Origin of the sequence: Myxacorys almedinensis A (assembly GCF_010091945.1) — a bacterium.
GTDB lineage: Bacteria > Cyanobacteriota > Cyanobacteriia > Leptolyngbyales > Leptolyngbyaceae > Myxacorys > Myxacorys almedinensis.
In genome coordinates this window covers 18,933-35,147 of sequence record NZ_WVIE01000009.1, presented here as the reverse complement: position 1 = coordinate 35,147, position 16,215 = coordinate 18,933, and the positions used below count along the sequence as shown (strand labels likewise).

Sequence of the window (16,215 nt, the reverse complement as noted above, 5' to 3'; positions counted from 1 at the left end):
CACCCGCAGGTTTTTCGGTGGATTTGACTTGTGGCGGCGTGAATGAATACTTTAAGAAAAAAGCTTCTGACGCCGTAACTCTAGCGTTCATCATTTCCCTGTAACGCTGGCGGATGCTTGTCCTATAACTTTTGCGTATAGCTAAATTAGCCCCCTTGTCGATCGCTAATTTGCAGTGTTAATCTCTCACAACGTCGAAGATGTCTACCACCATTCGAGGCGCATCAATCCTAATTGGATTTGGTTAAACCACCGGAGCTAAGCCATTGAGTTGGCTCATGGAGTTGAACAGGCAGCCATTTACCCAGAGCAAACAGCAGTCTGAGCTTTCTACCACAAGTTCAGATCAGGTTGCCTCTAAGCTGCACCTTTTCCATCGTCTATAGTTTCATTCCTTAGCTCCATTGACTACGGCATAAGCAAAACCCCCTGAGCGTTCCTACCACAGTCGGCTCAAGGGGTCATAAACAACCTTAATCTCCCAACGTCATTGGGATACATTTCTATGTTCAAAAATTGTATCAAGTGTTCTGGTTCTGTGCCAGTCCCATATTTTTTCTACCAATTTTACGCCTAACCCCAAGGAGACAACCTGATGGTTTCTAGCCTCAGAACTGCTCCTGCGGGAGCGGCTTCATCGATTCAAACTCTTAATTTATCTCAAACTCTTAGCTCATCAACCCCTCAGACAGACCCCTTTTTTCTAGATGCCGATCATGAACAAGAATGGCGAGCAAGCGGCGTAGATCCTGCGATCGTAGGTCTAAACGTGCGAACCCTGCACGATACAGAGGTTGATCCCTGTACTCGTGAAGTGTCCTACCCGATCGCTCAAGCTCTAAATTGGAACATCACCCGATTTGGGCAGCAAGCCCGAAAAACCGTGCGGGGCTGGTGGGTCAGTGGGCTTGATCCGTTCGACAACTGGCAGCGCATGAGTTGGGGACGATTTAAACCCGATGCTGATACCCCTGTGTTGGATCGGCAGAAACAGAAGCCAGCAAAATATCTCAGTCCGTCTTTGGGCAAAGGATCAAGCCGGTTAGTGTTGTTGGCTGTGCCCCGTCACACATGGGAGCAAGTGGCAAATCGCTACGGGATGAATATTCAAACGGCAGAACAAGACTGCGCCAATTTTTGGGAGTGGGTTTGGAAAACGAATATCCCCATTACCATAACTGAGGGGGAAAAGAAGGCAGGATGCTTGCTGAGCTTGGGCTATGCTGCGATCGCGCTGCCTGGCATTTTTAGTGGTTATCGTCGTGAGACTCGCCACCTGATCGCAGAACTCGCCTTTTTTGCAACCGAAGGGCGATCGGTCAACATCTGTTTTGACTATGAAACAAAGCCGAGAACCTTAAAAAATATCTTTTTAGCAATATCGCGCTTTGGGCAATTGCTGACTCATTCAGGTTGCGCCGTTAAAGTCATCACGTTACCAGGACCTGAAAAAGGCGTTGACGACTTCGTTGTTGCTCGCCATTCAACTGACTTTAGTAACCTCTACGATACGGCGATCGAGTTAGAGTTTTGGCAAGCGTCACGGCTTTGGTCACTCACCCATGTTCCTAGCATGACGTTGAATCAATCGTTTCTAGGTAAATTGTCGTATCCAGAGTCAGGATTGGCGTGTATCAAGAGCGCTAAGGGAACAGGCAAAACGACAGCCCTAGAGCAACTGCTTCAAACTGCCATCACCCAAAATCGAAAAGTTTTGGTGATCACTCACCGTATTCAGCTTGGCAAATCGATCTGTCAAAGCTTAGGGCTAGGCTGGCTCGAAGAACTTCAGGAGAGCCAAGGCGTACGAGGCTATGGGCTGTGCGTTGATTCGTTGCATCCTCACTCGAAAGCACGGTTTAACCCTGAAGAATGGGAAGGTGCGATCGTTATTCTCGACGAAGTTGAACAAGTATTATGGCATGCCCTCAACAGCGCCACCTGCTACACTCAGCGCGTCAAAATTTTAGAAACGCTGAAGGAACTGGTAGAAATTGTGTTGTCAACAGGGGGGCTGATCGTTGCACAAGATGCTGATTTGTCGGATGTTAGCATTGACTATCTTCAAGGCTTATCCGATCTGCCAATTGTACCTTGGCTCGTGGTCAACGACTGGAAACCGGATGTGGCGTGGGATGTATCGCTTTACGACACGAGAAACCCTTCCCCACTGCTCACTCGAATGGAGCAAGTCTTAGCAACAGGGGCAGCCTTTGTTTGTCTCGATTCTCAGAAGGTTCGAGGGCGCTGGAGTTCTAGAAATTTAGAAACGTATTTGAAACTCCAATTTCCTCAGAAGCGTATTCTCAGAATTGATAGCGAGACAGTTTCTGATCCTCATCATGCTGCTTATCGAATTGCTGATCGCATTAACGATGTTGTTACTCAATATGATGTAGTGTTAGCAACTCCCACCATTGGCACTGGTGTTTCCATTGATGTGCGTGGGCATTTCAAAGCTGTATTCGGAATCTTTCAAGGCGTAACCCCTGATTGTGAGTCTCGTCAAGCCTTGGCGCGCGTCCGAGAAGCGGTTCCGCGATACGTGTGGGCTGCCCATTTTGGGCACGGAAAAATTGGCAATGGAAGCTGTTACTACCGCGATGTTGCTCAATCTATGACAAAAGCGGTGCGATACAATGTCTCATTGCTCAAGGACGTTGATTTTGATTTAGATGAACAAAGCGATCCGATCGCGCTGCGAACCTGGGCAAAAATGGCGGCACGAGTCAATGCCTCACTGTGGCGCTACCGCCAAGAATTGCGAAATGGCTTGCTGCTCGAAGGTCACGACGTTACGACGATCACAGATGACGCAGAAAAAATATTGGGTCAGCCCGTCACTGAACAGATGCATCACGATTTGACATCCGGAACGTTGCAGGTTGCAGGATTTGAATTTTTGGGCTGGCGGCACGACGCTCAAGCCGCAGAGCAAATTGCTCAATTGGTTGCCGCGATTCGGACTCGTAACCAAACCGCAGAAGCGATCGCAGTGTCTGATTCCCCAGAAATTACTTCCGAAGAATACGACGAAATCAAGAAGCAAATCAATCAATCAACTCAACATCGCAACAGTAAATACAAGCATGAGTTGCAAAAACGTTATGCTACAACCAACGTTACTCCCGAACTAAAACTTAAAGATGACAATGGGTGGTATACGCAATTACGATTGCATTACTATCTGACGCATGATCCAGATTTTGTAAGGCTACACGACATGCAAGAGTTAGAAGAACATCTTGAACGCGGTAACGGCAAGATTGCACTGCAAGATGTGAAACTGCTAACGGCTCAGGTAGAAGCCTTGAAACTATTTCGAGTGCTCGAATTTCTCACACCTGGTGAAAAAATTCGGGCAACCGATGAACTGGTTCAATTTATTGCTGCCCAAGCCTTAGAGTGCCGAGAAGATATAAAAACGCTCTTCGGCATCACAGTCACCAAAAAACAAGCGCCCATGGCACTCTCGCAAGCGTTACTCGGTAAAATTGGTGTCAAACTAACCTGTACTGGGCGAGATGTAGCGGCAGATGGGCGTCGTGGTGGTCCGCGTGTCTACAAATATTTTCCACCCCAAGACGGGCGAAACGCGATCTTTGCAGAATGGGAAAAGCGGGATCAATCGCTGCTACAAACCTTGATGGAGGTTACAGGATGCAGTTCGTTTTCTGAAATGGATGACTGGATTCAACAGGCAGAAGACGATACCTAAATGACATTAGAGGATTTTTATAGAAGAAAAGAGGTAAATAAATTTGTCAATAAATTAAGAGACTTAAAATTAAGGGACTGGGCGCGATCGCAAGCCTAAATAATTCTCTAAATAATTCCCTAAATCTCTGACAACTCATATTCATCGACTAGTGTTGTTGTAAAAGAGTTGGGTTACTTAGGTATCTCTTCTAACTCTATGCTTTGCTTATCATTCGCTATGAAGTTCTCCAAAATGTGTGAATAGGAAAGAAGTCCAAACTTTAGCTACCCTGCGCTTCGGTGTGCAGGGTAAAATTGAATGCTACGATTTTTCTAGCACCTTATACTAAAGTGAATAGCATTAAAGGTTAGCCGTTCTAGGTTGTGAGAAACTAACTTATTTGTTAGATCTTATCTAGTAGCTTTTAGAGCTTCTAGTAAAACTCAGACCTAACTACGAAACAGGTGAAATGGCTCTCGCAGCGGTTTTGATGAGCCATAAAGTAGTCAGAGCAACTAAAGCAATTAGATTTACGTGGATAAAATGCTCAGGGGTGTTTATGGCATCCAAGAAGTTTTGTTAGACATAAGTATACTTTTAACCACCTAAAATTTTAGATCGACTCCTATAGGTTCAGAACAGCGACCATGCAATCACCACTTAAACGGATTCTGACCGGAGTACTTTTTTTAGTTGCTACAGTGATCATTGCAGTCGCGGGTTATCGGCTTGCAGGCTGGTCGCTACTAGACTCACTTTACATGGTCGTTATCACTACCTTTGGGGTCGGTTATGGTGAAGTCCGTCCGATCAATACGCCTGCCCTCAAAATCTTTACCATGCTCGTGATTATCGGTGGCACATCTTCGACTATTTACCTAGTTGGCGGCTTCGTCCAAATGATTACCGAGGGTGAAATCAATCATGTATTAGGAAAACGACGCATGACACGCACTATTGAAACGTTGACCAATCACATTATTATTTGTGGATTTGGGCGCATGGGGCAGATTTTAGCACGTCAACTCATCGATTCAAAAATTCCGTTTATTGTGATTGATGCTGATCCCATTCGGCTCGAAAAAGCAGAAGAAATGGGCTGCCTCGTCCGCTTAGGAAATGCAACAGATGAAACCGTTCTTCAGGCTGTAGGCATCGATCGCGCCAAAGTTTTATCAACGGTTCTACCGGATGATGCTGCCAATGTATTTATCACGCTCACTGCCCGTGAAATGAACCCAAATTTGATGATTTTAGCTCGTGGGGAATTGCCTTCCACAGAAAAGAAACTTCGATTAGCAGGAGCCGATCAAGTCGTGCTACCGGCTACTATCAGTGGATTGCGAATGGCGCATATGATTACGCATCCTGCAACCTTAGACTTTTTCAACCAAGATGATGGACGCACTACATTAAACGAGTTACTTTCACAGCTAGATATTCAGGTTGATGAAGTTGCGATCGCGCCTAACTCACCGATGGTCGGCTCAACCATTGGCGATGTTGAAGTCCGCAGTAAAGGCACATTCATCATCGTGGCAATCCGTCGAGCCGATGGCACAACAATTACCCATCCTCCTCAGTCTGCTCTGCTGATCGAAGGCGATGTTGTCATTGTGTTAGGGCATCGTGGCGATACTCCTCAATTTGTCAAAAAATTTGTTGTCAAAGACAAAATGCTTTACAGAGGTTCTCGTGTTAGAGAAAGGCATTAACCCTTCATTTCTACGTTCAATAGTTGCATTTTTGATTGAAGTGTTTACCTTTTCTACGGGATGCTTAACCCTCGCCAGAAAAAGAGGTTTAAAGCTTGTTCAAAAACTTACAGACTTGTCTAAGTAATACGGGGAAACCGATCCGTTTTGTCAGTAGCACTACTCAAAATAGAGGGGATTCTCCTCCCTCAGACTGACTACTAAAATCGCTTATTCCTAAGTAGATATAGCATTTGAGCCATTTTGCAATGAAGAGTCAAGCAAGACTGCCTTAAAAGCTGGATGCTCCGTAAAAGAATCTGTTAGAAGTATTAGAAGTCACACAGCGCATCACCAAAACTGACGGTTTAAGAGCGCTGTTTGTTTATAGAGTTAGCTGCACTTTATCTGAAATCTGTATCGCCCATGAAAACGCAACTTCTGACTGGTTTAGTAATAGCTGCTGCCACGGTTACTGGCGCATTCTCCAACGCTGCTTCTGCCCATGCCTTCACCTGGAATAATTCTTGGACACAGCCCACGATCTCTGGCAAAGCTGAAACTGGTTTTGACGATGTGCCCTACCAAAAATATGTCCAGAAAGAGAGCGTCGAAATTCCAGGTAGTGGTCAGTACAAAATTGACCCGTCCCAGCTATTTCTTAAGTATGACCATAATGTAACGGTTAGTTTCATCAACGAAGGAGCGGGCTACCGCAACCAACTTGCCTTTGAATCAACCGGGGCAACAGCAACATCTGGGCTTCTATTTAATGATATTTCTTGCGCGGGTGCAGGTTGCGTCGGAGCCTGGGGTGGAAATGCCCTAAAGCTAGGTGATACAGTGAGTGCTGGTGCTATCAAAGGCGGTTCTCAACTCGATTTCTTTTTGAGAGCAGATGGGCTTAACAGAGGCAATAACGCCAATATTTTTGGTACCCAAACCTCGATGAACGCCGATGGTTTACAGCACGTTGTGGCTTATGCGGTAGGTGAGCGCTATTTGTTGCTTGGTTTTGAAGATCTTTATGGTGCGAAAGGCGCGACGGGCGGCAAAAATGAGAACTCCGATCGCGACTTTAATGATACGGTCTTCGTGGTTGATATTGGCGAAAAGAACTTCAAGCATTTAACGGGTCAGAAAGTACCGGAGCCGTCGGTGACGCTTTCTCTGCTGGGTCTCGGTGCGGCTGGTGTAGTAGTGCGCCGTCGTCGGCAGAACAAAGCGACTGATTAAGCCTTTCATTTCACTTGGTCTGACTAGCCTTTGATTGTAGGTAGTCCATAGCATTTAGCTACGGGCTACCTTTTTGTTGGAAAATAAGATTTCAACTTTGTTACTCACAGTCTGAGGGTATATTCATGAGCAACATTCCTGCCGCCGAATTTTCTCCGTTTAGCATAGGTGGCAGTGTGCACGAGCATCACTGGAGTTGGAAAGGAAAGCCAATCACGACGGTTTATGAGGTACTGGGCGACGGAAAGCCGATTCTGCTGCTACCCTCGTTGAGTACGGTTTCGAGCCGACTGGAAATGCGCGGCTTAGCAGAGCGATTGGCGCATCGATATCAGGTGTTTGTACTGGACTGGGTGGGGTTTGGTGAATCGTCTCGTCCTGCGATCGCTATTACTCCTGTCCTTTTAGAAGCCTGTCTCCGAAATTTTGTGCAAGCTACCTTTAGGGAGCCAGTTGTGGTAATTGCGGCTGGACATGCCGCAGGCTATGTGATGGAGCTAGCGCAGAGGCAACCCATTCCCTGGAAGTGGATTGTGCTTGTGGCTCCAACTTGGCGCGGCCCTCTCCCCACTATGCTAGGTGATCGCCGTTGGGCATATCGACTGGTGCAACGGTTAATCAATTTGCCGATTTTGGGTCAATTTTTGTACTCGCTCAACACCAAGCCAAAATTCCTCACAGCTATGTATCGCCGCCATGTTTTTGTCGAAGAAAGAAATCTGACAGCGGAGTTTATCCAGCGTAAGTGGCAAGTGACGCAGGAAAAAGGGGCGCGATTTGCTCCGGCTGCTTTTGTAACAGGCGGGTTGGATGTGGTGAAAAAGCGCGACGACTGGCTTAACTGGTTTCAGCCTATCCGAGTTCCTATCCTGATGGTCATTGGCGAGAACATGCCGCCAAAGTCTCGTCAGGAAGTCGAAATTTTGGCGCATTTTTCTGGTGTACAGGTGTATCGGATGCCGGGTTCGTTAGGCTTGCATGAAGAGTATCCCAATCAGCTAGCCGAAGGAATTTTGCCGTTTTTGGAGAAATATCTGTCTAAAGGGCGTTAGCCCACGGGCACCAAAGCAAGAAGTAGGGTGGGTTCATACACCAGAAGGACAAACTAGAAGCTTGATGTTTTGGTTGCTGCGATCGCGGTTTTTAGAAAGCTTCAACGCAAGAACCGAACGTTCAAACTATTCTTTTGTTGTATGAACTCACCTGTTGTATGAACCCACCCTGCGGGCACCAAAGCAAGAAGGGGGGTGTACAAGATGTTCACCCCGCAGAACCAGCCAGGGGTTCTACTTTGCGCGGATCATGTCTTGAACTTGCTGACGTAACTGAGGGTTGCTTCTCACCGCTTGAAAAATCTGATTGAACTGTTGAGGATTCAATCCTTGCTCCTGAACTGCTTTTGCCGCTTTAGTCTCGTTGTCTTGCTGAATTTGAACGAGTTTTGCGATCGCCCGATCGTAGCTTTGACGTTCTTTCGGCTGGATTTCGGTTTTGGGCTTCTGCTTTGGCTCGTTTTGAGACTTGTAAATCTCATCAAATCGTTGGGCAGACAGACCTTCCCCCTGAATGGCTTGCCCTGCCGCCATTTCTGATGCACGGCTAATTGATAAAATTTGTTTGACAGCACTGGCAAACTTCTGCATATCTGCCGCGCTAACAGAAGGAGCAGGCGCAGCTTGAGGGGTGGGCGCAGTTTGAGCCTGCGTCGGCAATGCCCCTCCGAATCCGAGTGCTATGACACAACCCCCAATCAGAATATGCTTTAACATGATTCATCCTCCACGGCTGATTTAACCGAACTGGTTTGACTAAGCTTGCCATCAGAACTTGACCCTTGTTTTTGAACAGGCTTGAGGTTCATACGACTTAACTCTGCATCATCCTACCGATCTTGCCGAGGATTCACATCCGTTATAAATTAGCGAGGGCACGTTTTGAGACTGCTCGATTCCCTCTGTAGATATACCCAGAAAATTTGTAAGCCAACTCCCCCGACAGAGATAATCTAGCCGTGCGATCGCTACAACTAGAGGCAAGATCAGCCCACACAGGGCGTTATTTCAGTTCCCTGGTAGGCAGAAGCTACTGCGGTTCCTGTCCTTAATTTTTGAAGTGTCTTATGCAGTCTTCTGAGTCAAGGTTTTTCACCCTCACATCTCCCTCTATTCATGCTCAAACGTCAGTTGGTGAACCGCCTGCTGAGCGTTTTGACTCATCTTCAACGAGTGCATTCATCTACGATGCCGCCCTCCTTTTGCTTCCGCTTGGATTTGTGGCAATGTGGGCGACCGTCGTTTGTGTTATCTCTGATACCTGGAAGCTCAGAAGAAACGCGCCTTCCTCAAAGCAGGCGGTTCAGCTTCCGTGTAAAAAGTGTCAATTTTTTCACAATAATCCTTATATTAAGTGTGCAGTCAATCCTCATCTTGCCTTGACCCCAGAGGCAGCAGATTGCTCAGAGTTTCGCCAGCGCGATCGCAAAACTCCCTCTGCAAAAGGCAATAAATAACTACGAGAAATAGTAAATAACCAAGCCCAAACTAGTGGTGAGTTTTTACCCAACGCTGCCCATACTCATAGCTAGAGACCTTAGCTAACTGCTCAAAACGGTCTCTTGCTGTCTTTGTATGGGTGGGAAATAAATTGATGAGCCTAGAGTCTGGGGAAGTTGCTAGTGCAGCAACCAGTGATGATGTATTGTTGAGCCGAATCACCGATTGCCTACGCCGCTCTGATGAGCTTAGCAGTATTTTTGATGTTGCCACGGCAGAGGTTGGGGCTTTTCTAAATACTGATCGGATCAAGATTTACCGATTTCAGCCTGATGGTCATGGTCAGGTTACCTCAGAGTGGCTGAGATGCGATCGCTTACCGTCTCTGCTAGGGATGAATTTTCCTGCCGACGATATTCCCCCCCATGCGCGCGATCTCTTCACTCAAGCGCGGGCCCGCTCGGTTGTAGATGTGGCACATCAAAGAATTGGTCAGAGTATTGAGCGCGAGAACGGTGACACCGTAGATTACGAACAGATTCGTTACCGCCCTATTGATCCGTGCCATGCTGAGTATCTCACAGCCATGGGCGTTCAGTCGTCGCTTGTCATTCCGATTCTGCATCACGATCAGCTTTGGGGTCTGTTTGTGTCTCACCATGCAGAGCCGAAAGATATCTCAGAGTCAGATGTGCAAACGGTGCAGCAGGTTGTCGATCTCCTTTCAGTTGCGATCGCACAATCCACGCTAACAACCCAAGCCCGCGAACAAGCTTGCCGAGAGGCAACAATCAATCAAATTAGTCAATTTCTCCACTCGTTTTCCACTATTGAACCCCAAGCCGCTTTAGAAGCATCTGTTTCAGCATTTGGCGGGTCTGGAGGGCGGCTGTGGCTACACGCAGATGCCTTCGAGATGAAAGAGACTCGCACACAATCGCCTAGCTGTTATTTGAGACTTTATCAAACGGGAACCCAGCCAATTGTGTTGGAAAACGCGCCCCACGCTTTGATGGAACAATACAATGTCTGGCAAGCATATTTTAAGTCTACGCAAAAGCCTGTGTGGGCGATCGCTGATTTATATAAAGAGCCTGGTTTACGTAATTTACAAGCTTCGTTTCGCCCCACCAAGATTCGCGGAGTGCTAATGATTCCGCTTTGGTATCGCCGCCAGTTGTTGGGCTACTTGAGCGTGTTTCGCGATGAAATAGACACAGAAATTTTGTGGGCAGGAGAGCTTTCAATAGATGCTCGACAACTCTATCCGCGTCAGTCGTTTGATGTCTGGAAAGAGACAAAACGCGGGCAGCCATCAGAATGGACAATTGGCGAGATCGAGTTAGCACAGGCGTTAGGGCAACAATTTGCAACTGCAATTCAGCAATATGAAACCCATCAGCAGTTGCAAGTCCTAAATTTTAGTTTAGAAGCTCAAGTTGAGCAGCGAACAGCCCAGATCAAACAAGTCACCGAACAGCAAAGAATTTTGTTTGAGGTTGTGGCTAAAATTCGCAGATCGCTCGACTTTCAAACTATTTTCACAACTGTAACTCAAGAGTTACGTCAAACGCTTAATGCCGATCGCGTTATCGTTTATAGTTTTGATCCAGTGTCTAAATTTAACTATGGCGAAGTTGTTGCTGAAGATGTTCTACCCGAATTTCCATCTGCAATCAATCAAAAGATTCAAGATCATTGCTTTGCTGAAGAATATGCATCTCTCTATCAGCATGGACGAGTGAGCGCCCTCGAAAACATTCACAAGGCAAAACTCAAACAATGTTATGTTGCTGTTCTTGATCAATTTGCAATTAAAGCAAAGATTGTTGCGCCCCTGATTAAAGGCGAAGCGTTGTGGGGGTTGCTGTGTATTCATCAGTGCGACAAACCACGTTGCTGGGAGCAAACCGAGATCCAGTTTGTGACGCAAGTTGCCGCTCAACTTGGCATTGGGCTAGAACAGGCTGAATTGCTGGCTCAAACTCAGCTTCAGGCTGAGCAGTTAGCCCAGACTCTACAAACCCTAAAAAAGACTCAAGGTCAACTGATTCAGACGGAAAAAATGTCGAGTCTAGGGCATCTTGTTGCAGGGGTTGCTCACGAAATTAATAATCCTGTTAATTTTATTGCGGGGAATTTGAATCATGTCAAACGCTATGTTGATGACTTACTCGCTCTGATTGAAATTTATCAAACATGCTATTCAAATCCAGGCTCGGATATTTTAGAACAAATCGAACAGATCGACTTAGAGTTTGTAATAGAAGATTTACCTAAAACTGTTTCTTCAATGCAGATAGGAACCGAACGTATCCGTCAAATTGTGCTGTCGCTGCGGAATTTTTCTCGCCTCGATCAGGCTGAGTTTAAGGCGGTTGACATTCATGAAGGAATTGATAGCACGCTGCTTATTCTCAAACATCGGTTTAAGCTAGATGGCAACAGTTGCAGTATTGAATTGCACAAAGAATATGGCGACTTACCCTTGGTTGAGTGCTATGCAAGCCAGCTTAACCAAGTGTTTATGAATGTGCTTAGTAACGCGATCGATGCTTTAGAGATTGGGGTGAAAGAGGGATGCGATCGCGCTCCTATGATTTCGATTCACACTGAACGTTTGAGCAGCGATCGCATTGCTATTTGTATTAAAGATAATGGTTTGGGTATTCCACCTAACGTGAAAGCAAAAATCTTTGAACCATTTTTCACGACCAAACCCATTGGCAAAGGAACTGGAATGGGGCTGTCGATCAGTTACGAAATTGTGGTTGGAAAACACGGCGGTGTTTTTAAATGCGACTCTGACTCTACAGAAGGGACTGAATTTTGGATTGAAGTTCCGATTCAGCAAGCACGGTAGTAAGCACAACAAAAAAGTAGCACCTTCCAAATCTGCAAACTTATGCAAGGAACATTGACTGCGATCGCCTAGCAGAACAAGTTGCCATGACCATCTGATGTCATAGCAATCAGGTGTTACGACAATCTGAGCGCAACTCTAATTTGCTTGCAAACTTTGGTAGTGGCGTAGCTCTCTTCTGTGGAACAATTGGCTTTTTTACGCCCATCTGGGCACTCTAACCTTATCGCGCCAAACGTGTGTTTCAAACAGCATCTTCCGTCAGATATTGGGCGATTTTGAATCGTGCAGAACGCGGAGAGTACGCAAGATGAGACCCTATTGGATAAGACATATTTGGGTTGGGCTAATTGCCGCGCCGTGGGGAATGGCATTGATTGCATTTCAAGTTTTAATTACGCTGCCTACCTTTCGCTGTGAGACGATTGATCGACATTCCCCGCTAACAGCGCGATTGTCGTGTGCTCAGGCTAAGGCAAATCAGCAAACCCCGTTGGGATTGGCAATGGCAATTCGCCTTGTGGGGAACATTTCACCAGATGACCCATTGCATGATGTTGGTGATCGATTGGTGAGGTCTTGGAGCGAGCAGCTACTAGCACTAGGAGAAGCCAAATTTCAAGCGGGAGACTTGAGTGAAGCGCTAGCGATCGCACAGATGATCACAGAAAGTTCTCCGATTTATGAGCAATCCCGCGATCGTATAACAAAATGGAAAACGACTGACAAAATAGCAGCAGCGATTACGCACCATGCAACCCGTCAGATGAGGGAGAGCTTATGGGGGCAAGCCTTTCAAACAGCGAATCAGTTGCAGCAAATCAAAAGCGAATATTGGGCAACCGAAAGACATGCAACATTGATGCATCAGATCCAAGCCGATCGCGAAGATCGGGATTGGCAACTGAAGAATATCGTGGAACCCAAGATCCGTAATAGAAGGCAACCTGTAACACCTTCTGCTGAACTTGCAACCCACCAGCCATGGCTGCAACCACAAGCAGTTACCGCTAAGTTGCCGAACCACGCAAAGGGTGCTCCTGAAATCGCAGCTAGGGTAGAGAAAGAGCCGAAGGTAAAGCAGCCAAGACAGAGTGATCCTTTGGAACTTGGCGAGACAAATCAAGCGTTACCAGTGGTCAACTCCGAGCCTTTTTTGGCTCCGCAGCCTCCATTGACATCAGCGAATGTAGCTCCTCCGCAGACTCAACAAACGCCAAACCCAGTGCAACCTGTCCTATCTGCTAATGAAGAAGCGGAAAGCGATCCGCAACCCCCTGAACCAGAAGTTCGCTAACTCTAAGCGATGCTGTTCTGACTCAAGACAATTCTGGCTCAAGACAATATAGTTGTACGAAGCAATGCTTCAGACAATAGTGCGCTTCAGACAATGGTGAACCCGTACAAAAAGGGACACGGTTTCAAATTGCATCTTCTATTAGATCTGATGAATTTATTTCCGGCGAACAGCGATCGTATAGGAGGGGCGTTGCTTTGCTTCCCGTTGCGTCTTCACAACGCGCAAATCGTGATCGACATACAAATGCTCAAATTTTGGAATCGCCAAATAAGTCTTCTCAAATTTTTTGACCGTGTTTCTATCAAGGTTATCTAGTTTGAGTTCCTTAGGGAGTTTGGTCTTTTCCGTAAACTCTTTCCACCGAGAGTGTAGAACTGCATCAAACCAGCTTTCTGCGCGCTCAATGGTAAGGGGGACAATTCGTCGTCTGAGTTTTTGCTCGATCGCAACATTCTGAATAAACCATTCTCCATCACGCACTTCGAAGCTTTGCATCACCATAAAATCGTAGGCAGCAAGAAACATAGAAAGCTTCTTGAGCAGACCGTAGCGGTTGCCTGGAGCATAGCGTGCGATGTTGGCATAGTAGCCGTTGTCTTGAAAAATTTGATAAGAGCACTCGTGAAGGCGACCAGGTAACGCATCGTGAAATGGAATCGTAGACCACACAGGCGTCCACACGCCCAAGACAACAGGAATTTGGTCTTCTACAGTTGGATATGGATTGCGGCTCTGTAGTTCCTCGAAATATGGCGCTAGTTCACGCTTGTGGAACGCGACTTTCTCCTTCAATGGCTCACCATCGCGCCCATTGGTGAGTGCTAGAACCTCAGCTTTAAGGTCTTCTGTGCTCAGGTTGCTAAGTCTATTTGACTGATTTAGCTTTACAACGTTGGCTACCATAGTCACGCTCCAACTTTAGTTTTAGAACTTGATGTTGCTTCTAGGTTAAGAAAGTTAAAGCAGACGAGACTCTATCAGGAGGGGAATCTAGTTGTGATCGCGACTCTGCTCAAAGAGGGGTCTTCATCATCTGGTTTTGCTCTGTCATTTGCTTCTGGTTGCTTTTCAAACGTTGCTCTAAAGGTTGTGTCACTTTCTTGTCACATTTTCTTTCCACGGTTGAGGATAGAACAGACCAATCTACTCAGCGATCGCATAGTTTAGTGCAGGGATCTCTGTTTCCGTGTAGCAAGGCGAGGTTAATTTTAATCAAATAACGTGCTAAAAAAACTGGCTGTACATCGATGTTCTCTAGCCCTTTAGGAAAATGTACTAGTCCCAAGCTATAAAAGATGCGCGATCGCAAGCACTGTTGTGCTTATAAAACTGGCTGAAAAAATCAAACTGCATTAAGCTCAACGTTGCATATCAATCGGTTTAGTAACGAGCTTTACTTAACTTGAGGAAATGATCGGAGGCGATGATGAGTCGGTGGCAACAGTTAACCATCTATATTGGGGAAACAGACCAGTGGAAGCATCAGCCGCTTTATAGTGCGATCGTAACTCTGGCTCGTGAACATGGGCTTGCAGGCGCAACGGTAACACGAGGAATGGCAGGATTTGGTGAAAAGGGAAAAATTCGCACAGCAAATATTCTGGCACTCTCAATTGATGTACCTATTGTGATTACAATCATCGATCGCGAAGATGTACTAACTGAGTTTATTCCTGCTATCCGAGCAATGGTTCATTCAGGCTTGATCACGCTTCAGCCAATGACGGTGCTTAAATCGAATGTTTTGAACTAGATAGCAATTTTCTAACTGTCTGAGTATTCAATGCCCTGTTATTATGCCAATCTGTGGCATAATTTTAGTGGATTTGAGGCAATGGGGCTTGCCATAACCACCGTTTGAGACAAGAAAATCATCCTATCTCAAAGGCTGATGGCTCCTCCTTTTCCGACCTGCTGCGGGAGAGGGGAGCTTGTCTAAATTCTTCTCTGTCAGCAGGTCACGCTACCCCACGTAACTCGTTGATCTGCGGCGTGATGTTAGAAAGCATTATTTGGATTTTGTTACTCGGCTTTTTTGTTGGTCAATTGGTTCGCCGTTTGAAGGTTCCTGCCTTAGTGGGCATGATTTTGGTCGGCATCGGGTTAGGCTCCCACATGAGCAACACACTTAGCCCAACCGTGCTGAACGCGGCAGGCGATTTGCGGATAGCGGCGGTCATGATCATTTTGATGAAGGCAGGGTTAGGTCTTGATCGCGAAAAGCTGGCACAACAAGGAACAGTTGCTCTACGGCTTGGGTTTCTGCCAGCGTCGTTAGAAGCAGTTGCGATCGCACTAACCGCAATTTGGATTTTTGGGTTTGACTTCTCAACAGGATCGATTTTGGCAGTGGCAGCACTGTCAATTTTGGTTACTGCCCCTCTGGGAGCGTGGGCAATTCCAGCGTTTGCGCCTCGTTTATTGCAGCGCGGAGAGATCGATCCTACCAAGGTGTCTGTCACGAGCCGTGTTGTTTTGTTGGCGGCGATCGATACTTCTTTGCTGGCAACTCATGTGCTAACAAAGGTGGCTGAACTGGCTCGCCGCAGTGATGCAGAAGTAATTGTTCTACATGTTGCGAACACTGACCAAATAGACTCGATCGAGCAGCTTCAAGCGCGATCGCACCGCCTTCTGTCTGATATTCGTCATCAGTTTATAACAGCGAGTGGGACGGTGCCAGAGCAAATTCTCCAGGCGGCTCACGCCTATCAGGTTACAGAAATTGTGATGGGCAAGCGGGGATACCAGCCTTGGCAGAATGTGCTGGTTGGTTCGGTGTCTCAGGCAGTTTTAGAATCGAGTTCAATTCCTGTTGTTGTAGTTGAGGCTCGACGAACTGACGGGTGCGCGTGATTCACCCACAAAAAGCCTCTCCAAAGTTCGATTAGAACCTGGAGAGGAAATGGCGTGAAGAGAACTAAATATTA

At 46.5% G+C, this 16,215-nt stretch carries 11 protein-coding genes and 1 riboswitch; of the genes, 9 read left to right on the top strand and 2 right to left on the bottom strand.

Annotated elements, in window-relative coordinates:
* The first annotated feature begins 595 nt into the window (after window positions 1–595).
* The 4 genes from GS601_RS09440 to GS601_RS09425 all read left to right on the top strand — a co-directional run bounded on the left by GS601_RS09440 (window position 596) and on the right by GS601_RS09425 (window position 7,682).
* Complete coding sequence (locus GS601_RS09440) at window positions 596–3,718, top strand: plasmid replication protein, CyRepA1 family (RefSeq protein WP_162423032.1); 3,123 nt, start codon at window positions 596–598, stop codon at window positions 3,716–3,718.
* A gap of 629 nt (window positions 3,719–4,347) precedes the next feature.
* Window positions 4,348–5,415 carry a potassium channel family protein gene (locus GS601_RS09435; RefSeq protein ID WP_162423031.1) on the top strand — a complete coding sequence of 356 codons (1,068 nt, stop codon included), beginning with the start codon at window positions 4,348–4,350 and terminating at the stop codon, window positions 5,413–5,415.
* A 405-nt stretch (window positions 5,416–5,820) separates the two neighbouring features.
* The gene (locus tag GS601_RS09430) at window positions 5,821–6,630 is read left to right on the top strand and encodes a DUF4114 domain-containing protein (RefSeq protein WP_162423030.1); all 810 of its coding nucleotides are present in this window, start codon (window positions 5,821–5,823) and stop codon (window positions 6,628–6,630) included.
* Window positions 6,631–6,755: 125 nt separating this feature from the next.
* On the top strand, window positions 6,756–7,682 hold the full coding sequence (locus GS601_RS09425; RefSeq protein WP_162423029.1) for an alpha/beta fold hydrolase: 927 nt from the start codon (window positions 6,756–6,758) through the stop codon (window positions 7,680–7,682).
* Window positions 7,683–7,916: 234 nt separating this feature from the next.
* Here the strand turns inward: GS601_RS09425 and GS601_RS09420 are convergent, their stop codons facing one another.
* Window positions 7,917–8,399: a DUF4168 domain-containing protein gene (locus tag GS601_RS09420; protein ID WP_162423028.1), complete on the bottom strand. Its 483-nt coding sequence runs from the start codon at window positions 8,397–8,399 to the stop codon at window positions 7,917–7,919.
* 350 nt (window positions 8,400–8,749) lie between these two features.
* On the opposite strand from GS601_RS09420, the gene GS601_RS09415 reads away from it, so the two are divergent.
* From GS601_RS09415 to GS601_RS09405, 3 genes are all read left to right on the top strand, one after another.
* Entirely contained in the window at window positions 8,750–9,139 is a 390-nt protein-coding gene (locus GS601_RS09415) for a hypothetical protein (protein WP_162423027.1), read from the top strand.
* Window positions 9,140–9,276: 137 nt separating this feature from the next.
* A complete protein-coding gene (locus GS601_RS09410; RefSeq protein ID WP_162423026.1) occupies window positions 9,277–11,985 on the top strand; it encodes a GAF domain-containing protein in 2,709 nt (902 codons plus the stop codon).
* A gap of 310 nt (window positions 11,986–12,295) precedes the next feature.
* A complete protein-coding gene (locus GS601_RS09405; RefSeq protein WP_162423025.1) occupies window positions 12,296–13,282 on the top strand; it encodes a hypothetical protein in 987 nt (328 codons plus the stop codon).
* Between the two features lie 156 nt (window positions 13,283–13,438).
* On the opposite strand, the gene GS601_RS09400 is transcribed toward GS601_RS09405, so the two are convergent.
* Window positions 13,439–14,188: a hypothetical protein gene (locus GS601_RS09400; protein ID WP_162423024.1), complete on the bottom strand. Its 750-nt coding sequence runs from the start codon at window positions 14,186–14,188 to the stop codon at window positions 13,439–13,441.
* A 520-nt stretch (window positions 14,189–14,708) separates the two neighbouring features.
* On the opposite strand from GS601_RS09400, the gene GS601_RS09395 reads away from it, so the two are divergent.
* Window positions 14,709–15,038 carry a DUF190 domain-containing protein gene (locus GS601_RS09395; RefSeq protein ID WP_238393178.1) on the top strand — a complete coding sequence of 110 codons (330 nt, stop codon included), beginning with the start codon at window positions 14,709–14,711 and terminating at the stop codon, window positions 15,036–15,038.
* Window positions 15,039–15,106: 68 nt separating this feature from the next.
* Window positions 15,107–15,193, top strand: a riboswitch (Fluoride riboswitch).
* A gap of 87 nt (window positions 15,194–15,280) precedes the next feature.
* Entirely contained in the window at window positions 15,281–16,141 is an 861-nt protein-coding gene (locus GS601_RS09390; protein ID WP_162423022.1) for a universal stress protein, read from the top strand.
* Window positions 16,142–16,215 lie beyond the last annotated feature (74 nt).